The sequence below is a fragment of the Vibrio mytili genome, assembly GCF_049563345.1.
GTDB lineage: Bacteria > Pseudomonadota > Gammaproteobacteria > Enterobacterales > Vibrionaceae > Vibrio > Vibrio mytili.
Map to the genome: position 1 here is coordinate 2,205,503 of NZ_CP110481.1, position 21,156 is coordinate 2,226,658.

The window sequence follows — 21,156 nt, forward strand, 5'->3', positions numbered from 1 at the left end:
ATACTAAATTTAGAACTAAGAATTATTATTCGCACCAGCTATATTTATTTACAATATTATAATATTTAGCGCTTTAAAATTAATCATAAAATCATATTAATATATATTTTTATTAATACATAACATTCAAACAATAATGCACATAATTATTATCTTTTTCATTTCTACTACCTCCATTAAATAGAAAAAACTTTTACAACTCCTGACTAAATAGAATTAAAAATTCGCCTCAATTTCTCAAGACGAATTTTTATTTAATAGAGAACAAATAATTATATTTTGGTCTATACGCATAATTGTCAATTATTTTAATTACACTACTGAAAAAACGCTTTTGAAGTATCTCTATCTGCCCTTACCATCGCCAAAGCACGCTCTAAGTTTTCATTGGCTTTGGCGTAGTAAGAAGGACTTTTGTCAATAGCTTGCTGTAGGTATGGAATCGCCTCACCCGGTTCATCACGTAAAATTAAGAAGTAACCGACACTATTTAGCGCTTCGGATGGCGTCATATGACGACTGAAGATACCAAGCGCCTTACGCGGCTCGCCTCTTGCGATTGCAATCAACCCTAGGTTATTAATTGCTTTTTCATTGTTGTTGTTTAGGTTTAAAGCTGAATTGGTGAAGTGCGCTGCTTTACCGTAATCGCCAACCATATAGTAGGAATAGCCGATACTGACTAATGCATTTTCGTTGTATGGTTTAATTTCAAGTGCTCGACGTAAGAATGCTTGTGCAGTTTCATGGCGGTTATTGACATCATAGAGGACGCCCAACCCTACATATGCATTAACTGGAGAACTCTCATCGTACCTCAAAGCCATTACTTTTTCGGTCGTGATTGCATTAACAACGAGATCTCCCTGACCACCTAACCGAACTTGGTCCGCATTGAGGGCTCGTAGATAGTAGTCAATACCAACATCTTTACGCCCTTGCTTAGTATAGAGCTTACCTAGCTCTTCCAATGACCCTATATGATTTGGGTTTTCAGCCAAAGATGCTCTGAACGATCGATCTGCTAATTCAAAGTCACCTTTTGCTTCGTGAATACGACCAATAGTGTATAACGTTTTATCTTTATGTACGCCATTTTCAAATGTGAGTGAACGGATGTATTCGTATAACGCCAAATCAGTATTCTTACTGGTTAGGGCTCGATCACCCCTCTCAATCGCCTCAGACTCGCTCAAAGGAGGTTCTTCACTGGTGAGTGATTCAACTGGCTTGCCAGAATACAGGCTCTTATCAAAATTAGACTGCTTGGTTTCGTTATTTGCACATCCGGAAACAAATAATACTAAAGTAATCTGTAAGTAAACTTTCCACATAGTCGTCCCTTAAAATGCTTGATTTAAATTTTTATTTAGAAAGAGCTTCTACAAGAGTGATTATCGACGGCCCTATCGCTACGATAAAAAAGCAAGGCCATATAAATAACACCATTGGAAACATCATTTTTACTGGTATTTTTGCTGCAATTTCCTCTGCAGCTTGCTGCCTTCTGTCACGGTAGTCCTCTGTGTATTCGCGCAATGAGTCTACTAAGCTCCCCCCCATCCTCGAGGCATGCCCTAGCATACTCGCCAACCCCATAAACTCCTCTAGTCCAGTACGAATAATCATCTCTCGAAGACTTTCCGGCATAGACTTCCCTGCTTGAATTTTTGCGCATACAGTATCAATTTCATCGGCCAAGTCAGGATGGGATATTACCATTTCGTCAGCAACACGTCGCAAAGATGCATTAAATCCCAAGCCAGACTCCGTACAGACGACCAACAAATCCAGCAAATCAGCCATGCCCGAACGAATTCTTTCTTTTCGTTTTTTGACCATTTTTTTTAAAAAAAAGTCGGGTAAAAATAAGCCAATAAAAACGCATACAATCATTAAAGTGTAAAGCTTATTAGATAGAGGAAGAACCACATAAAAACCAACAGCGATAAAAATACCTAAAATTGTAGTTAACGATTTTACCGCATAAAAAAGGGATAGTGCATTTTTCTGATGAAAGCCCGCATGCATTAGCAATATCCTAGTAGACTGCTGCTCTTTTTCACTTGAGGATGAAGAAAGAGGTGCTAAAGACTCTAATGTATTGAGAACCTTTTCATTGGTTGATGTTGTATGTTTTTCTTCTCCTGAAGATATCTCAGCAAGTTTACGTTTTATCGGGGAATTTACACCTACGACCATGTAACCTACCGTCATGACGATTAACACAGTTGTTATAAGAACAAATAACATAAACAACATTTCTTGACTTATATTAATATTCGCCAGAAAATTAACGAGAAAATCCATACCTACACCTCAAAGTTTACAATTTTTCGAATCCACATAGATCCAATAAATAATGAGATCATTCCACCGATGATTAATTTAATGCCCGTAGGGTGGTTATGCAAAATAGCGATATAAGATGGTTGAAATATAGAAATAGCAAAATACATTACAAACGGAGCTAATACTAAAACCCAAGCTGACATCCGAGATTCAGCTGAGACTGTTTTTATTTTTCTAGCGAGTTTAAATCTTCCTCTCAAGACCACAGACAGTTTTTCTATATTCTCGATCAAGTTGCCGCCTGTTTCTTTTTGTAATAATACTGCACTCGAAAATGCCATCATAGATACTGTAGGTACTCTTTCTATCATCTGCATAATCGCCAAACGCATATCATAGCCATAATTGAGCAAGTTGAACGTGTTCTTAAACTCGGGACCTATTGGCTCTGGCATCTCTCGGCCGACTTCACCAAACGCTTGGCTGATCGGTTGTCCTGCCTGTAGTACACGCTTAATAATATCTAACGCTTCAGGAAGCTGCTCTTCGAACTTCATTAACCGATCGCCGATACGCTTCTGAATCAAAAAATATTCAACAACCCAAAGAGAGAATGCTGCCCCCACACACATGTACCAAGGTTGGCTAAATAGTAATAACAACAAGGCAACGATGACTCCGGCAAAAAAGGAAAGAAACAAAAATTTACCAAATGTCATATCGACACCGGCCAACTCTAACTTTTTCTTGAAGACTTCAAATAGAGAAAATTGCACTAAAAATCGCTCAATACCAGAAAGTTTTTTCAGTGAGTTTTCTTTCAATAAAGAAATACTCTCCTGATCAATGTGTTTATGGCTCTCTTTAATACGTTGAATAAGATGTCGGTGTTTAACTTTCTTACCTGCAGACGGCATGATTAACGCTTGACTGATAAAAAATACCGACAAGAACAATAACAGCATAAACAGTGGTAATTGGCCGCCCATAGTGCCTCCCTAACGTATTTTTTCGTTGAAGATTTCAAAAGGCAGATCAAGGCCTCTTTTAATCAACTGGTCATGACAATCAGGAACGATGCCCGTGGCAATATAATCACCGATGACATTACCGCTCTCGTCCACTCCCTGTCTTTGAAACTTGAAAATCTCTGACATGGTGATCACTTCACCTTCCATGCCATTGATCTCTTGAACACTGACCATACGACGTTTCCCGTCTTCTTGTCGGTCCATTTGCACCACAAGATGAATCGCGGAAGCGATTTGAGATCGCAAGTTTTTAGTTGAAACATTCCACCCAGCCATAGAAAACATGTTTTCAACTCGGCTTAACGCGTCACGAGGTGTATTGGCGTGAATAGTCGCAAGAGATCCATCATGACCGGTATTCATGGCAGAGAGCATGTCTACTGCTTCACTGCCCCTGACCTCACCAACCACTATGCGGTCTGGTCTCATACGCAAAGAGTTTTTCACTAATTCTCGTTGGGAGATTTCACCTTTTCCTTCGATATTGGCTGGCCTTGTTTCCAGGCGCACCACATGCGGCTGCTGCAGTTGTAACTCCGCGGAGTCTTCGATGGTAACAATGCGTTGATCGGATGGAATAAACCCTGAAAGAATATTGAGTGTGGTTGTTTTACCCGAGCCTGTCCCTCCCGAAATTAGGATGTTCATTTCACCTACAACGGCTGCATTGAGGAATTTTGCCATTTCAGTAGAGAGAGAGCCCAACTCTAATAAATTGTCCATATTCAAACGTTCGACCGCAAAACGACGAATCGATACCGAAGCACCGTCAATAGCGAGCGGTGGGATGATGGCGTTAAAACGCGAGCCATCTTTTAAACGAGCATCCACCATTGGCGAAGACTCATCAATACGTCGACCCACTTGGCTTACTATTCGGTCGATAATACTGCGCAAGTGGCGATCATCGAGAAAAGTATGGGGAGTTTTTTCTAACTTACCAAAGCGCTCAACAAAAATACTCTTCGGTCCATTCACCAAAATATCCGATACGGTTGTGTCTGCTAGCAGCGGCTCCAGTGGTCCCAAACCAAAAATTTCATCTTCAATCTGACGAATCATCCGGTTTCTGGCTTCCGAGCTTAATGGGTGAGTCTGATCTTCAGCAATCAAGTGAACGACTGCTTCACGCAATTCCTCTTTTGCCCGGTCTTCTTGCAGATGTGATAGCAACCCTAAATCTAACGTATCTAAGAGTTTGCTATGGTAATAGTGCTTGATCGCCTGATCACTTTCTAACTGCTTTCTCTCAGCTTCCATTGCTCGAATTTTCTCATCAATCGATGCCGTTTGAGCAACAACGTTACTTTTCGAATCAGAATCGGATCTGTGAGTTTTCTTCTCATTAGCAGTCACCAGCTCTGCCTCTGGAAACGTACTGCCGATATTTTTGCGTTTAAAAAACATAGCAACTCCCTGCTAAGAAAATAATCGACCTAACCAACTTTGTGCTTTTTCGTTGCTAGGTGTCTCTAAACCGTGTGATATCTCTATAAGTGATGACTTGATGGGACAATTTTTTTTCGTTTGCACGATTGGCTTACCCAAGTTGGAGCACTCCATTGCCAATGCGTAGTTATTAGGGACTAAAAACATTTCCCTATTTGGAAACGTTGCTTCAATATCTTTGAGCGTAATGGAATTTTTCTTTTCATATCGATTCACCACCAGCTTGACTTGATCACCCGATAAGTGGTGATCGAACTGCAATGTTTTCAAATAGTTGGCCGCGTGCTTGATCGAGGTGACGTTTTGCTGCATCACCAAATAGACATAAGAAGCAGGGCTGACTATATGCTGAAAGACATGTTCAACACCATTCGACATATCGACAAGAATGTGTTTATAAAACTGGCGTAACAATGGAATCAGAGCACTGACTTTCTCCGCTCGGTCATAGTTGTCTTTAATATTGTCAGAACTAAAGCAAAGATAATTAACCCCAGAAGCATGCCGATAAACCAAGCCATCCAGAGATAAATCGTCAAGGTCATCCATGGTATCGATCACATCATTAATACTGTATTTAGGTTTGCTGTTTAGATAGTCCGCCGCATCGCTAAACTGCATTCCCAAATCAATCAACAACACTTTGCCTTTAGAATATTCCGACAACGCGATGGCCGTATTCAATGCAACCGTCGTCGCTCCGGAGCCGCCTTTGGTATTGATAAAAAGCGACAATTCTCCCAACTCACTGCTAGAAACTTTTTCGTTGGCAATGTCCTCTAGCAGTGGCAACAACTCATAAAATCCGACTTCACGGTGAAAATAATCAGAAGCCCCGAGCTTTAATGCTAGCTTGAGGGAAGTGGTGTCTTGCTCATCGCCAAAAACGACCAAGGCAGTTTGATTACGTTGTAAGTTACCCTCGTTAGAATAAATATGTGCAACTCTTTGTGCCCAATTACTTCCAGCTTCAATATAAATAACATCCGGTGTTCTTCTGTCACCCAACGACGTTACTGCGACTTTATTCAAATCTAACAGTTCTCTATTTACATTGACGCACTTCGAAAGTTCCAAATCCATATGACTTTTGAACTCGGCTGTCGCATAAATTACCCAAATATTAATATTCGCTTTAAGAGAATATGTGCTGTTTGTTTTTATCTCTTTATCTAGTTCTACAGGTTTCAACATAATTACTCCCTCAGCAATTCTCATGCTCATTAAGGCCTGACTCTGGCCTTAATACCCCTAAACTTTCTGCTGGTAGAATCGTCTGAAATTCAGGGCTTGCACCGACAGCATTAATTAATAACGATAGAACTAAGAACTTGAACGTATAATCTGCTTCTGCTTTGACAAAACGAATAGTAGAAAACGTTGCGTTTAATGCATCAGTATCAGCAGGGGGCGATGTCAAGAATCCCGATACATCTACGTTATTACCATCCTTATCAAGATAGCTAATCGTCAAATTTTCCGCTGAAAACCCAGGTGGATAGAGCGCTGTTATTGCTGGAAGCTGAGGAATATCATCTCGATCAGCGATATAACAAACGGTGGCTAGACGAGCGGCCCTGCGGGTGACTTCGTTTGCCATCTGTATAGAATAAAAATAGAGCGCAAATTCCATAATAGAAAAAATAACTAAAAGCACTGCTAAAGCGATCAAAGTAAATTCAACCTGAGTTACACCTTTCTGTTTACGCAACCATCTGTTCATGGGGCCGTCCTCATCTTAGTTGATGCGCCAATCGTGAATGACAGCGAGTTATTCGTGAATGGAAGCGTGTTAAAGATTGGCACATAGGTATAAGTAGCAGAAAGTGTCACTTCTTTAGTTGCCGCTGTTGGTTGTGTGATAACTACATCTGATGTATCCAAATACTTTAGGTTTTTTACGTCGGCGTCGGTAGGTACGGGCTTACCATATACCACAATATTTTTAATTTTATTCTCATCAGCAATCGCCCCAAAGTCCAATGTCCCATAGGTATCGACTACCGCGTACCTAACCCCATTCTGCAGTGCTTTATTGATCTCCGTATACTGAATAAATGCTCGACTTACATCGATTAGTAATACAGCAAGCATGAGCAATACGGGTAAGCAAATAACAAACTCCAACGCGGCTAGACCACTTTGACGTTTCTTGATGCACCATATAAGAAAACTCGAATGTTTAACGTTCATACTAAGATGCTCCACCTAGAGGATCTTTGTAGAGCTGAATTTTGTATGGACCAATTGTGCTACCAGGCTCTACTCCCGTTGACGCATTTTTCACAGTGCAGTCTTCGAGAAATTGGCCATATATCTCTGATTCGTTGCCTTTTTTTTTCACTTGTTGTGTAATAAAAAAACAACCTATCCCTAGGACTTCCAAGTCCATTTTTCCGCCAGATTTTGGCGAACTATCACAATTCACGATAGGCACACGAAGTGTTCTTCTTCCTTCTTGACCCGACGGCTCGTAATAACTTGTGTTACAAATACCACCACTTTTACACGAATTTAACGCAGCGTAATAATCAGCATAATAAAAAGCATCTGGATTAGAGGTACTTTCCGCTTCTTTATACACAGATTCATAGTTGTCATAAGTAACATTGGACTCTTCTAAATACTTATCCGATTTAATTTCTTCTCCCGTATCGGTTGTATTACTAGATACTGCGTCAAATCGAGTATTCAATCCATCAGCAACGGGGCCAGTACCCTTACCTGTTTCAGTGTCAACCGTTTGACCAACAGAAATACAAGTATCTGAAACACCTGCCAGTAAGTCTTTTACGGTGTTTTTACCAGACCCAAAATCTAACAGATGGTAATTACCTGCACCTATACCACCATCTTTATGACCTGACGGCTTTAACACATGAATAGTTTCAGCAATTTTGTCAGTCTTAGCGTCATAATTGGGTTTCGTACTCGGTATATACCCCCAAGCAAGATCAGTTGCAGCAAGGTTTCCACACATACCTATTGGGGAGATATTACACGTACTCGTAATAGCTGCACTCGGACCAGCAACAGCGCTTGCAGACACATTCTTTCCAACACCAAATATATAGCTTAAGTATTGAGTTAAATTGACATTACTAACCGCGACACGAATATAAATGTCATCATCAGCTGTTGGTAAAAAAGAGGCTATATCCACAAAGGTTTGGTTATCAGTAGAAAAGGTAATAGAAATATTTTCTGATGTGTAAACTAACTCGTCATTACCAGTTGAAGTAGCAAAACTATTAAGTGCTGCAATAGCAGCCGTTTCAGCTAAATTTGCATCCCCGGTGTCGTCGGCTACTACAGCGGAGGCCAACGCAGCCGAATCTACGGCATTTTGCAAACGCGCTTTGTTTAAGACTTGGTGATTCAAATCCATTGCAAATGCCCCCATGCCAATCAAAATCAGCATGATTAGACTTATCAATACCAAAGTGATCCCTTGCTGTGATCGCCTTGATGTGATTATTTTTCTATACCGCATAGCAGCCTCCTAAGTGATTTACTCACTTATTTTTCTTAGCTACACCATTGTTGTTGTATACTTTTAAACTTGCTTGGGTACGCTCACCACTCCCCTCGGACAGATAACCTAAGTTTTCGTGCCAAGCCTCTGGGTTAAGAGTTTGCTCCGCGCGGAGTTGGTTCTTAGCGACACCAAGCGCTGGCTCGTTAGCGCATCCCCACAAGCCAAAGCAGATAAGACCAACGGTTAACTTAATTATGTTATTCATATCACTCACTTCCCTAAGCGTTTATAAGCTGTGTCCAAACTGCCCATCAGTACCGCCTTCACCTGTGGTAAATTGATAGTCTGGTTGATTTTGAGTACTCACACTTGCTTCATCATCAAGCTTGTATTTATCAAAATCTAAACTTGCCCCCTTCCCAAGCAGATAGAACTCCACATCGTTGGGGCTCACATAGCCATCAGTTGGTAATGTAATTCGGCGTCGATCTATTGGTTTAGCTAAACGTGGCGTAACAAGAATAACCAACTCGGTTTCACCAGAGGTAAACTGTTCACTCTTAAACAATCGGCCTAGCACGGGTAAATCAGACACCCCAGGCAAGCCTTCATCTACGTTTCGCGAGTTCTCGCTTAACAAGCCTGCGATTCCCATGGTTTGTCCATCGGCCAACTCAAGGGTTGTTCCAGCACTCCGAGTCGTAAGAGGAGGAATGTAATAAGCCGCATTGGTATCGCCAACGCTGTAGGTTACGACGCCGGAAGTGGCCAACTCGCTCACACTGACATTAAGCTTGAGATTTATCTTCTTATCACTCAGGATGTAGGGAATAAAATCAAGTGTGACGCCATACTCTTTGTAATCAATGGTTATGCCATCTTCATTGGGAACAGGAATCGGGAACTCACCACCTGCAACAAATTCTGCTTTGGTGCCACTAAGCGCGGTTAAGCTTGGTTCTGCCAATACTTTGGCCACACCATTTTGCTTAGCGATATCTAAGGCAAAGGTAAATAAGGTATTACTGTCGATAAACGATCCTAAAAAACCAAACTCATTCACTCCTGCATTACCACTCAATATCGGACCAATACTATCAATCGCTCCACCGACCGTTGTCGTTCCCCAAGTAATATCACCGCTTTTTTGAAAGAAATGAAAATTAGTATCGAAGGTGCGCACTAATGAACGCTGTACTTCAGCGACAGTAACTTCAAGCGTCACTTGTTGAGCGCCACCAATAGAAAGTAAGTTGATCACTGAACTCTCAGTTTCTTGGTCTTCGTTTTCATCTGCAGCTTTACCCGCCGCGAACGTTTCTGCGACTTTGATTGCCACATCCATATTTTGCTGATTACTCACAAGCCCTCGCAATACGATCTTGTCTTGAGTACTGTGCACTTCAATGCTTTCTTCAGGCAAAAACTGATGAAGCTTAGATTTTAAAGTATTCAAATCATGGGTTACTTCAACGTTAAATGACTCAATAATACGTCCACTGCGATCCCACACGGATACATTGGTGGTGCCGAGTTTTTTACCTATCAGATAGAGCTCGTTTGATCGCAAGACCAAAATATCCAAAATTGCTGGGTCACCCAGAGTCACTTTTTTCGCTTTACCCGAAATCATCAATTGGGTCGACTGGTGATGAGGTACGCTAACAAACCGTCCTGACTGCGCGGCAGCGTAGGTTGTGGTACTCGTGAGCACCATGATTAAGTGGCTTAAAATTAGTATTGTTCTTTTCATAATTCACCTAATTACTCACTCGTACATTTGAAGTTTGTGACCCTTTAATTACGGTCACGCTAGGTCGCGGCTTGTAGGTTCGTACTGGTGGTGCTTTGTCAATGGTATGCGGATTTCTCAATGCAAGCTGAATGCTACCTTTACTGTTTTCGGTGAGCAGTTTTTCTGCTTCTTTCGGCGTTACTTCTAAGGTTACGGCTCGCACGATAACTGGCTTGTTGTCGTTAGTTCTTGCCGTTTGGTCCACAGCCAACACTTTAAGGTTTTTTAGCACGGTTTTAGTGCCCCCACCCTTAGTGTTCAGCACATCAACCTTGTTCCCAGGTAACAGAAAACCTGCAACACCTATTACATCGTTAACGCGAATAGTCAGCGCTCGTTTGTCTTCTGGAATCATAGCCGCCAAAGTTACCCCCTCTCCAGGAACAGCAATGCGGTTTGGATTGATCAATTCACCTTTATAGATGGATGTCGCAACCACTTTGCCCACTGCCGACGCTGACTCTTTTAAGGTTGTTTCTTCAATCCAATCCACTTCCATCTGCTTAGTCGTTAGGTGCTTGCTTTCAATAATCACCCCGGGCTCTAAATCAGTGGCAGCAATAAGAACTGGGTGACGCTCGACTTCTTCTAATTTAATCGTAGGCTGTGTTTGGTTATCTAACCACTGTTTTGCAATCATCACTGCGCCCAAGCCAAAAGCGATGGATAACAGTAATAGCATGGCAATTTGCGTTTTACTCATGACTTCCCTCTCCTTTACTCATCCACGGTAAAATAGAGACCCCAAGCACGAGTCAATACCTCGTTCGACACCTGCTGCCCTATTTCCTCAAACAACAGAATATCTCTGCTTATTCCCAAAATGTCCTTTGGCAAACACGGAAAGAATCCCGTTTTAGTCTCGTCATGTAACTGTTTTAATCGGTCAAAAAAGCCTTCATCAAGCACAAGCTCATAGCTTTGTGCTAGCGCCATCCATAGTTGACAATATTCATCAAGCTCCAGTGGATTGAACTCAATTTTGTAGCCGAGACGACGTAAAAAAGCCGGATCGGCAATCGAGCTCGGAGACAAGTTAGAAGAAAATGCTAATGTTAATAGGAATGGCACAGAGATTTGTTGACCATTGGGTAACCCAAGATGGTCGACAAAATATTCCATAGGCACAATCCAACGGTTAAGCAGCGCATCAACAGGCATCGACTGGCGTCCTAAATCATCGATAACCAGAATCCCGTTGTTCGCCATCATTTGCAGGGGCGCGTTCCACACTCGGTTATGCTCAGAATGATTCACTTCCAGCATATCCATAGTCAACTCACCACCGACTTGAATATTCGGGCGTTCACACAGTATCCAGCGTTTATCATAATGGTCAGCCACTTTGACAAAGGATTTACTGTGTGAGTTATCAATGCGTTTGTGGTGATGTTCGGAAAACACTTTGATGATATTGCCATCTGCATAAACAGCATGAGGAATAAATACAGAGGTGCTTAAGGCATTGAGCACCCGTGCAGCCACATAACTCTTACCCGTACCCGCATGCCCATAAAGTAACAGTGCACGGCCTGAGTTGATCGCTGGTCCCAACACCGGGATTAGTCGTTGTGAGCCATACACATCGTCCAGTGCACGCTCTACATCCGATCGTGTAATCGGCTGATTACGTAGATTTTGCCGCTGCACGATATCCCAATATTGCTCTAAAGATACAGGAACCGGCCCCATGTACGCTTCACGGCGAAATGCCAACTCAGCTTCAGCCGTGCCTAATTCCGTTAACCCATAGCGTATGTTGGAATAGGAACTCGTCGCGCTTAACGGTTGATAGACTTCAACCCAACTACGACTGCGCATATGAGCCAGCGAGGATTCAACAATTGTTGACACCACACACAACCTATTCGACAACTCAATCAAGTCTGATTTGGGATAGGCAGCCAAATGTTTAAGCAGTAAGTGCTCCACCACCGCCATAGGAATGTCCAAATTATCTTCGGATACCGGAACTGGTGGAGGCGCTATTTGCGGCACTAAACTGTCTTTGAAGACCTTAGCCATAAAGTGGTGCCCTCCTAATGTTGGCACTTACTCATTGTCTTTGCCGGCAAGATATCAATTGCCAAACAAAAGATTCCATTCTGAATCAAGCATTAAATTAAATATATTCTGGTAGATCTAATTAAGATAAAAGTAGTACGCCAAACCAATGACTATCGCTGGTGCAAAAGGAATCACGAGTGGCTGCTTAGACTTCCACCCCGGTGTGACTTTCTGTATAGCATAGCCTTTGAATTGCTGTGTAAATGGTATGGTCGAAGATGCCATATGTAATGCTAGGTAAAAACATCCAATGACACCTCCGGCTATAATGATATAAGGTGTCACCTGCCACATAGTCTTAGCACCTAGCCATAATCCAATCACCGTCAATAATTTAACGTCACCCCCAGCCATGACACGGGTTATGTACAAACCAAACCCTATAGCGAAAGTGATTAAAAAGCCTTTGAGGTGAATTAACCAATCCAAATTAAATTGTTGAGCAAGACTAACTCCCACAACAAGAAATAGTGCACAAACCAGTTTATTAGAAATCCGGTGTCTCTGTGCATCAGAGACACCGATACAAATAAGTAATGACCAGATAATTAACTCAAGCATATATTTAACTTATCTAGATGTCTTAACTACCAGTGTTACTTATTTGACTTGAAACATTATCAAACTTCGCTTTTAAAGCCTGCCAGAAAGTCGTACCACCAACCAAGAATGCAGCCACTATCAACGCCGCACCTAAGATATACTCAAGAAGCGTCAGTCCTTCTTCATCATTCCAAAAGTCTTTTAATACTTGTGTGAACTTGTCCATTTTATTGCCCCCGAAAGATCACAGTGATTCGTGATCTTTGTTATTGATGTTAGTTTTAACCCCTTTACGAGACGTCATGTATTTGACGTTCGCTTATAACTTAGGTTAGCAAAGTGTTAGGACGTTAGGACTTTGTTAAGATTAAGTAGCACTTTTTTGCTCTATTGACTTATACTCAATCTAAAGTGAAAAATGAGACATGCATTCAAAAGAGTGATGTATCTATCACATTTACATGAATAACTTTCATAACCAAGACTAAAGGGTTACTTTTCATACTAGGATTAGAGAACAAAACTAAAACGAAAAGATGAGAGAAATTCTCAAGGACTGAGAATTATTCAGTATTGCTGTGTAATACACAGCGAGTCGTTTAATACATAACTAAAACTCTGTCCGAATTAGACACAAACTATTCTTTTATTCGCTAAGTGGGTTTTTATGGATAATCAAACCAAAGCGTATTGGATTGGGGAATCGCTGCAGTCGCTGCCCGATAAATATCGTACTGAATTTAAAAAATATTTTTCTTTGCAGGACTACAGTGACGACATTTCAATATTGAGTGATAAAGAGTCGAGCTATTTTTTTTATTACCAAACGCACGATCACAATGGACTGTTGAAAGGTGTCGTTACCTTATGTGAGAACCTAGATAAACGCCTAATTGTGGTGCACCCTCAAGCGGACACTCATATTGAGGCTAGTACCGAAACTCATACTGAGATGAGTACTGACGTGTGTTTGCCTCCCCAGCATGTTACTGCAGAATATTACCCTTTAAATCAAAGCACTATCAATAACTGGCTTTCTCAGGTCAAACTAAAATATTTCTTATCCAACAAAATAAACAGTGGTGAAATATCGATTACAAAAGGTGAAGAAGATATATCCCAAGTGATTAATTATATTATGAATAATATTGATAAGGATGTTCGCGAAGAAGATGCCGCGGCAATGTGTCACTATTCCCCGACGTATTTCTCGCGAGTATTCCATAAAAAAGTGGGCATGTGTTTTCGTGATTATATTACCACTAAGCGTATTTCATTGGCGAAACAAATGCTTACTGAAGATGATTCGACAAAGATTGCTTATATTGCTTATCAATGTGGTTATCATGATGTGTCTTATTTCTCGAGAATATTTAAAAAGAAAACCGGACTGTCTCCTGCCAGTTATCGTCAACAGTTTTGATTTGCGCCTATTTATCTTTTTATGAACACCTTTTTCGCGCTCGTCAAACCAACGGTAACGTACCAAAACTAACGTTACCGTTGCCACAGTTTTCGCCACAAGAGATTCACCACTTGTGGCTTATCATGCTAAAGTTAACATTACATTAACAACTATAAATTCAAATAACAGTTAACGAGATGACATGGAGTCACAGATGATGAGTCAGCCAAAATCTAACAGCGCGGCTGCTTGCGCTCTCCCACCACCAAATGAAATGATTCTCAAATGGGCACAAGAACGCCCGAATGAGGTTTATCTAAAGCAAATCATCAACCGACAGTTTGTCGAATACACCTATGCCGACGTGGCGGATCAGGCGCTTCGTCTGGTTAGCGCACTGCGCAAGCTTGGTATTCAACCTGGTGATAAAGTCGCACTAGTATCCAAAAACTGTGCAGAATGGTTTATCTGCGATTTAGCAATGATGCTGGGTGATTACGTCAGTGTGCCAATTTTCCCTACCGCTGGCGCAGACACCATCGAATACTGCATCACCCATAGTGAGAGTAAAGCGGTCATTGGTGGTAAGCTGGATGACCCTACTGCAACACAGCAGGTGATTGATAGTATCGCAGACCTTATCAGTATTTCATTGCCTTACGATACAGCGCCACACTGTCAATATCAGTTCAAACAACTCATTGATGATGCCGAGCCAAGTGAAGAACGCCCACAACATTACGACGATAAGTTGATGTCCTTGGTGTATACATCGGGAACGTCCGGTTTACCAAAAGGCGCGATGTTGACCTACGGCGCGTTCTCTTGGTCGGCACAGCAGTTGATCAATCATATTGGCATACAAGAAAATGACCGACTGTTTTCTTACTTACCATTGGCGCATATTACCGAACGGGTGTATATCTTTGGATCTTCCATCATGGGGGGTGTCCCAACCGCTTTCCCTGAGTCACTCGATACCTTTATTGAAGATGTCAAAATGCAGCGTCCTACCTTGTTTATCTCAGTTCCAAGACTCTGGACGCTATTCCAACAACGGATTCAAGACAAGCTTCCGCAAAAAACATTAAACATTTTATTGAAAATTCCATTCGTGAACTCGTTGATTAAGAAAAAGCTCGCGGACGGCTTGGGATTAGATCAAGCGCGAGTACTGGGCTGTGGCTCCGCCCCTGTATCTCCAGCACTGCTCAAGTGGTATCACTCTATCGGTCTGAACATCACAGAAGCATGGGGCATGACTGAATCATTTGCTTACAGCACACTGAATTATCCGTTCCGCGCGGATAAGATCGGCAGTGTGGGGAATGCAGGCCCGGGGATTGAGCTCAAGATCGCGAGCGATGCGGAAATCATGGTACGCAGTAAAGGCTTATTCTCCGGTTATTATAAAAATGACATAGCCACTCAGGAGTCGTTTGATAAAGAAGGCTGGCTGCACACTGGGGACATCGGCGCGATTGATAATGACGGATACTTGACGATACAAGGTCGTAAAAAAGACAACTTCAAAACCGCCAAAGGCAAGTTCGTTTCCCCTGTTCCGATTGAGAAAAAGCTGTTCGAATATAGCCGCGTGGAAATGATGTGTCTGATTGGATTGGGCTTACCTGCACCGATTCTACTTGTGGTTCCGCATGACTTCCCTAATTTCGATAAACAGCGCTATGCTCGCTCGACCAAAAAAGTGATTGAACGAATGAACCAAGAGCTGGCGTCTCATGAGCAAATTAAAGGGGTGTTGATGATCAAAGAGCCGTGGAGCATTGAGAATGGCATTCTCACGCCAACGTTAAAGATCAAACGCCATGTGTTGGAGCAAAAGTATCACGAGATCGGTCACAATTGGCCTAAAGGTGAACTTGTTCTTTGGGAAGAAGATTTGTAATCGCTATACCGATCGTAGCAAGTTACTGTGATTAAAACCAAACACTCCTCAATAACATTTGAGGAGTGTTTGTCTTTTTTCATTCAAACTATTCTCTCCAAAATGGTTTTCCAATCTCTTTAAGTACCTGTTGCTTTTCTACCCCAATGTCATCCCATAGATGCTCCGGTATCTCACTTAAGTGACGACGAGTTCGATGATTCCTTCTCCATAGAACAAGTTTAGATATAGTTAACTGAACCCAGCTTTGTTGCGTCGTTAACAAGCTTTGATCGCAAGTTCGTGTAAGGCTTTCCATCTCTTCGGCTCCTTATGTTTTGTTGACCACTTAATAATCAGCGACTACCCTGATATCCTCAAACGATAGAATCTGCCATTGAGTTAAGGAAAACTAATGTGAAAGATCGAATGCCACCACTGCAAGGCTTGTACTACTTTTTTATTGCCGCACGCGAACAAAGTTTTAAAACCGCCGCCGAGAATCTGTTTGTTACTCCAGCAGCGATTAGCCAACAGATACGTCAGTTAGAGGAGTTTTTAGGAACCGACCTGTTTGTTCGTCAACATAGGAAAGTTGTTCTAACGCCAGAGGGGGAACTGCTATATAACCAAGCAGAGATAGGCTTTAGCCATTTGCGGCAAGGCGTTCGTCTAGTTAATCAAGACCCCAACCCAAACCAGCTTTCTATCTCAACTCTGCCTTCCTTTGCTCACCACTGGCTGGTACCCAAAATCACCGCCTTTAGACAGCGTCATCCAGAATTGTCGCTACTATTGGAACCGACTAACGAGCTAGTATCTTTTCAGGATAGTCAGATAGATTTATGTGTTCGTTACGGTTTGGGAAACTACCCAAATATAGAATCGCAATGGTTGATGGATGAAGCCTTTTACCCTGCTTGTCATCCCGTTTATCAGCAAGAACACGGCATCTATACCATTGAAGATTTAAGTAGGTCAGAACTTATCGAAGATCTTTGGCCCGACCTCGATTGGAATATGTGGTTAGAAAGAGTTGGACAACGAGCGGCCAAACCAGCACTAAAATACAGCGGCTCCCACCTTGTGCTTGAGGCTGCGATATCACTGCAAGGTGTAGCTCTTGTTAAGCACAGTTTAGCATATCAGTATTTTCAAACTGGAAAGTTGGTTCGTATTGGTGATATCGCCATCAAACCTAAATTTGCTTATTATTTATGTGCACCCAAAGGCTATCTACAACGCCCCAAAGCACAACTGTTTGCAAAATGGTTGAAAGAAGAGATCGAAAAGTTTGAAAAGTCCGTTAATCGCGACTTTAACACTATCGAGCTAACAGACCGATGGACTTGAACAGGATAACGAAGTTTAGCATCGTAAAAACAAAAAGCCCCGCACTTGGCGGGGCTTTGAAATCATAGAGTTAACTTAAGAATTACTTCTTAGCGTTACGCTCTTTAACTTCTGCGATTACTTGCTCAGCAACGTTTGCTGGACAAGGTGCGTAGTGTGCGAACTCCATAGAGAACTGACCACGACCAGAAGTGATAGTACGTAGGTGACCGATGTAGCCAAACATTTCTGATAGAGGAACGTCTGCTTTAATACGAACACCAGTCGCGCCAGCTTGTTGGTCTTTGATCATACCACGACGACGGTTAAGGTCACCGATTACATCACCAACGTTATCTTCTGGAGAGAATACGTCAACGTGCATGATAGGCTCAAGAAGCTGTGGACCTGCTTTAGGCATAGACTGACGGAATGCACCTTTCGCTGCGATTTCGTAAGCGATTGCTGAAGAGTCTACTGCGTGGAAACCACCGTCGAACAGTTCAACTTCTACGTCTAGAGTTGGGAAGCCAGCTAGAACACCTTCGTTCATCATGCTCGCGAAGCCTTTCTCTACTGCAGGCCAGAATTCTTTAGGTACGTTACCACCAACAACTGTTGATTTGAACGTAAAGCCAGAGTTTAGCTCACCTGGTTTGATACGGTAGTCGATCTTACCGAACTGACCAGAACCACCAGACTGCTTCTTGTGCGTGTAGCTATCTTCAACTGGTTGAGTGATAGTTTCACGGTAAGCTACCTGTGGAGCACCTACTTCTAGCTCAACGCCGTAAGTACGCTTAAGGATGTCTACCTTGATGTCTAGGTGAAGTTCACCCATACCTTTCAGGATAGTTTCGCCTGAATCTTCGTCAGTCTCAACTTGGAATGATGGATCTTCTGCAACCATTTTACCGATCGCGATACCCATTTTCTCAGTTGAACCTTTATCTTTTGGAGATACAGCAATAGAGATTACTGGTTCTGGGAAGATCATTGGTTCTAGAGTACATTCGTGCTTAGGATCACATAGAGTGTGACCAGTTTGAACGTTCTTCATACCAACAACAGCGATGATGTCACCCGCTTGCGCTTCAGTGATCTCGTTACGGTCGTCTGCTTGCATTTCACACATACGGCCGATACGCTCAGTTTTACCTGTCGCAGAGTTAAGTACTGTGTCGCCTTTCTTCATCACACCAGAGTAGATACGGATGAAAGTTAGCGCGCCGAAGCGGTCATCCATGATCTTAAATGCTAGCGCACGTAGTGGCTCGTCTGCAGATACGATCGCTTTTTCACCAGTTGGTTCACCAGTTTCAGGATCAGTTAGGTCTTGTGGATCAACTTCAGTTGGTGATGGTAGGTAATCAACAACCGCGTCTAGTACCAACTGAACACCTTTGTTCTTGAACGCAGAACCACAGAAAGTTGGGAAGAACGCTAGGTCACGAGTACCTTTACGGATACAACGTTTTAGGTCTTCGATAGAAGGCTCTTCACCTTCCATGTAAGCTTCCATTAGATCATCGTCTTGCTCAACTGCAGTTTCGATTAGCTCTTCACGGTAAGCTTCAACGTCATCAACCATGTCAGCTGGAACGTCTAGTACTTCGTAGTTTTCTGGAAGACCTGTGTCATCCCATACGTATGCTTTACGAGATAGCAGATCAACAACACCAACGAAGTCATCTTCACGACCGATTGGAAGAACCATAACTAGTGGGTTTGCCGCTAGTACGTTCTTAACTTGGTCAACAACGTTGTAGAAGTCTGCACCCATACGGTCTAGTTTGTTAACGAAGATCAGACGAGATACTTCTGATTCGTTCGCGTAACGCCAGTTAGTCTCTGACTGAGGTTCAACACCACCAGAACCACAGAATACACCGATACCACCATCTAGTACTTTAAGTGAACGGTATACTTCTACAGTAAAGTCAACGTGTCCCGGAGTATCGATAACGTTTAGGCGGTGACCGTTCCATTCACAAGTTACCGCTGCTGATTGGATAGTGATACCGCGCTCAGCTTCCTGTTCCATGAAGTCAGTTGTAGACTCACCGTCATGTACTTCACCAGTTTTGTGGATTTTACCAGTAAGCTTTAGAATACGCTCAGTGGTGGTAGTTTTACCCGCATCAACGTGCGCGAAAATACCAATGTTTCTGTACTTTGATAAATCTGCCATTGTCTTACTCTGTTTATAAGGTATAAATTGCGCGCAGAGTATAACACAATCTGTCAAGACTGATACCCTTGCGTGCAGATGGAAAGAAAAAAATTAAATCGTAAATATTCCGTTCCCAAAGGATAGCTGAATACCACAATTTATGTACTTTATTCGATCTTGTTCACTCACTAAAAAGCGAACAATTTAGATACGGTTATCTCGAATATGAGAACCTCATAACTCATCGAAGGCTTCAATTGCCTCTGATAGTTTTTTGACTCCGTGAACTTGCATACCAGCAATACCACCTTTCGGCATATTCGCTGCTGGAACGATCGCTTTTTTAAAGCCGTGCTTAAAGGCTTCGTTCAAACGTTCTTGTCCACTTGGTACCGGACGAATTTCACCCGCCAAACCAACTTCACCGAAGATCACGACATCTTTGGGTAACGGACGATCACGGAAACTGGATAATAGCGCCATGACTAAGGCAAGGTCCGCACTGGTTTCGGTTACTTTAACACCACCGACGACATTGACAAAGACATCTTGGTCCGCCATTTGTAAACCACCATGCTTATGCAGCACAGCTAATAATAAGGAAAGGCGGTTTTGCTCCAGCCCCACTGCTACGCGGCGTGGGTTTGCCAATTGAGAATAATCCACCAGCGCTTGAATTTCGACCAGCAACGGACGCGTGCCTTCCCAAACGACCATCACGGATGAGCCTGAGGTTTCTTCTTCGCCTCGCGAAAGGAAAATCGCCGACGGGTTACTCACCTCTTTTAACCCCTGTCCGGTCATGGCAAACACACCAAGTTCATTCACCGCGCCAAAGCGGTTTTTATGACTGCGTAATGTTCTGAAGCGGCTATCCGTACCGCCATCCAATAACACAGAACAATCGATAATATGCTCAAGCACTTTCGGACCAGCCAGTGTGCCATCTTTGGTGACGTGACCGACAATGAATACCGCCACATTGTTTTGTTTGGCGTAACGTGTCAGTGCCGTGGCCGACTCTCGTACCTGCGCTACGCTACCGGGTGACGATTGCACATCTGATACATGCATGACCTGGATTGAGTCAATCACCATAATGCGCGGTTGCTCTTTCTCTGCGATTTGGCAAATTTTGTCGACATTTGTCTCAGATAACATTTTTAAATGATCTTTTGGCAAACCTAACCGAGACGCGCGCATCGCGACCTGCTGCAAAGACTCCTCGCCTGTCACATAGAGCGTGGGCATTTGTGCCGATAAACTGCACATCGTTTGCAAAAGCAATGTCGATTTACCAGCGCCTGGGCTACCGCCAATGAGAATAGCGGCACCCGGTACTACACCACCACCGAGTACGCGATCCAGCTCTTTAAAGCCGCTGGTAAAACGTGGCACTTCTTGTAAGTCAATTTCTGACAGCGTTTGTACTTGCGCTTCTGTGGCTGACCCAGCATATCCGGTCAAACGTTCATTGCGAGCCACCGTGGGTGATGCTGCAATTCGCACTTCAGTAATGGTATTCCAAGCGCCACACGCATTACATTGTCCCTGCCAACGTGGGAAGTCCGCGCCACAATCATTACAAACATACGCTCGTTTTGCTTTCGCCATGATGCCTCGATGAATTCAATATCCGATATTTTCGACAAATGTGACCAAGCCTATCACTAGACCCCGATGGACTTAAGTTATAATCTGCT

Annotated in this window: 20 protein-coding genes; 3 read left to right on the plus strand and 17 right to left on the minus strand. The window is 42.7% G+C overall.

Features of this window, described 5'->3' with window-relative positions; genetic code table 11:
* Positions 1-317: 317 nt before the first annotated feature.
* From ONE56_RS10110 to ONE56_RS10175, 14 genes are all read right to left on the minus strand, one after another.
* Positions 318-1,334 (minus strand): tetratricopeptide repeat protein, encoded by a 1,017-nt coding sequence (locus ONE56_RS10110; protein ID WP_423839798.1) that lies wholly within the window; start codon positions 1,332-1,334, stop codon positions 318-320.
* A 31-nt stretch (positions 1,335-1,365) separates the two neighbouring features.
* Positions 1,366-2,310: a type II secretion system F family protein gene (locus ONE56_RS10115; protein WP_423839799.1), complete on the minus strand. Its 945-nt coding sequence runs from the start codon at positions 2,308-2,310 to the stop codon at positions 1,366-1,368.
* A 2-nt stretch (positions 2,311-2,312) separates the two neighbouring features.
* Positions 2,313-3,281 (minus strand): type II secretion system F family protein, encoded by a 969-nt coding sequence (locus tag ONE56_RS10120; RefSeq protein WP_423839800.1) that lies wholly within the window; start codon positions 3,279-3,281, stop codon positions 2,313-2,315.
* A 9-nt stretch (positions 3,282-3,290) separates the two neighbouring features.
* On the minus strand, positions 3,291-4,730 hold the full coding sequence (locus ONE56_RS10125) for a CpaF family protein (protein WP_423839801.1): 1,440 nt from the start codon (positions 4,728-4,730) through the stop codon (positions 3,291-3,293).
* Positions 4,731-4,742: 12 nt separating this feature from the next.
* Complete coding sequence (locus ONE56_RS10130; protein ID WP_423839802.1) at positions 4,743-5,966, minus strand: AAA family ATPase; 1,224 nt, start codon at positions 5,964-5,966, stop codon at positions 4,743-4,745.
* A 10-nt stretch (positions 5,967-5,976) separates the two neighbouring features.
* Entirely contained in the window at positions 5,977-6,495 is a 519-nt protein-coding gene (locus ONE56_RS10135) for a TadE/TadG family type IV pilus assembly protein (protein WP_423839803.1), read from the minus strand.
* A complete protein-coding gene (locus ONE56_RS10140; RefSeq protein WP_423839804.1) occupies positions 6,492-6,965 on the minus strand; it encodes a TadE/TadG family type IV pilus assembly protein in 474 nt (157 codons plus the stop codon). Before ONE56_RS10140 ends, ONE56_RS10135 begins: the two co-directional genes overlap by 4 nt.
* Position 6,966: 1 nt before the next feature.
* Complete coding sequence (locus ONE56_RS10145) at positions 6,967-8,265, minus strand: pilus assembly protein TadG-related protein (RefSeq protein ID WP_423839805.1); 1,299 nt, start codon at positions 8,263-8,265, stop codon at positions 6,967-6,969.
* 22 nt (positions 8,266-8,287) lie between these two features.
* The gene (locus tag ONE56_RS10150) at positions 8,288-8,515 is read right to left on the minus strand and encodes a hypothetical protein (protein WP_423839806.1); all 228 of its coding nucleotides are present in this window, start codon (positions 8,513-8,515) and stop codon (positions 8,288-8,290) included.
* Positions 8,516-8,536: 21 nt separating this feature from the next.
* Positions 8,537-10,003: a type II and III secretion system protein family protein gene (locus tag ONE56_RS10155; protein ID WP_423839807.1), complete on the minus strand. Its 1,467-nt coding sequence runs from the start codon at positions 10,001-10,003 to the stop codon at positions 8,537-8,539.
* 7 nt (positions 10,004-10,010) lie between these two features.
* Positions 10,011-10,748 (minus strand): Flp pilus assembly protein CpaB, encoded by a 738-nt coding sequence (gene cpaB, locus ONE56_RS10160; protein WP_423839808.1) that lies wholly within the window; start codon positions 10,746-10,748, stop codon positions 10,011-10,013.
* Between the two features lie 14 nt (positions 10,749-10,762).
* Positions 10,763-12,070 carry an AAA family ATPase gene (locus ONE56_RS10165; RefSeq protein WP_423839809.1) on the minus strand — a complete coding sequence of 436 codons (1,308 nt, stop codon included), beginning with the start codon at positions 12,068-12,070 and terminating at the stop codon, positions 10,763-10,765.
* 117 nt (positions 12,071-12,187) lie between these two features.
* On the minus strand, positions 12,188-12,673 hold the full coding sequence (locus ONE56_RS10170) for an A24 family peptidase (RefSeq protein WP_423839810.1): 486 nt from the start codon (positions 12,671-12,673) through the stop codon (positions 12,188-12,190).
* 22 nt (positions 12,674-12,695) lie between these two features.
* Positions 12,696-12,881: a Flp family type IVb pilin gene (locus tag ONE56_RS10175; protein ID WP_423839811.1), complete on the minus strand. Its 186-nt coding sequence runs from the start codon at positions 12,879-12,881 to the stop codon at positions 12,696-12,698.
* Positions 12,882-13,322: 441 nt separating this feature from the next.
* Here ONE56_RS10175 and ONE56_RS10180 point away from each other — a divergent pair, with 441 nt between their 5' ends.
* Both ONE56_RS10180 and ONE56_RS10185 read left to right on the plus strand, forming a co-directional pair.
* Positions 13,323-14,078, plus strand: a complete 756-nt coding sequence (locus ONE56_RS10180; RefSeq protein WP_423839812.1) for a helix-turn-helix domain-containing protein — start codon at positions 13,323-13,325, stop codon at positions 14,076-14,078.
* A 199-nt stretch (positions 14,079-14,277) separates the two neighbouring features.
* Entirely contained in the window at positions 14,278-15,969 is a 1,692-nt protein-coding gene (locus tag ONE56_RS10185; protein WP_423840507.1) for an AMP-binding protein, read from the plus strand.
* 88 nt (positions 15,970-16,057) lie between these two features.
* Here the strand turns inward: ONE56_RS10185 and ONE56_RS10190 are convergent, their stop codons facing one another.
* Positions 16,058-16,267: a DUF1127 domain-containing protein gene (locus ONE56_RS10190; RefSeq protein ID WP_423839813.1), complete on the minus strand. Its 210-nt coding sequence runs from the start codon at positions 16,265-16,267 to the stop codon at positions 16,058-16,060.
* A 98-nt stretch (positions 16,268-16,365) separates the two neighbouring features.
* On the opposite strand from ONE56_RS10190, the gene ONE56_RS10195 reads away from it, so the two are divergent.
* A complete protein-coding gene (locus tag ONE56_RS10195) occupies positions 16,366-17,301 on the plus strand; it encodes a LysR substrate-binding domain-containing protein (protein ID WP_423839814.1) in 936 nt (311 codons plus the stop codon).
* A gap of 82 nt (positions 17,302-17,383) precedes the next feature.
* Here the strand turns inward: ONE56_RS10195 and fusA are convergent, their stop codons facing one another.
* A complete protein-coding gene (gene fusA, locus ONE56_RS10200; RefSeq protein ID WP_041156133.1) occupies positions 17,384-19,471 on the minus strand; it encodes an elongation factor G in 2,088 nt (695 codons plus the stop codon).
* 216 nt (positions 19,472-19,687) lie between these two features.
* Positions 19,688-21,067, minus strand: coding sequence for a DNA repair protein RadA (gene radA / locus ONE56_RS10205; RefSeq protein WP_041156134.1), 1,380 nt, complete (start codon positions 21,065-21,067; stop codon positions 19,688-19,690).
* Positions 21,068-21,156 lie beyond the last annotated feature (89 nt).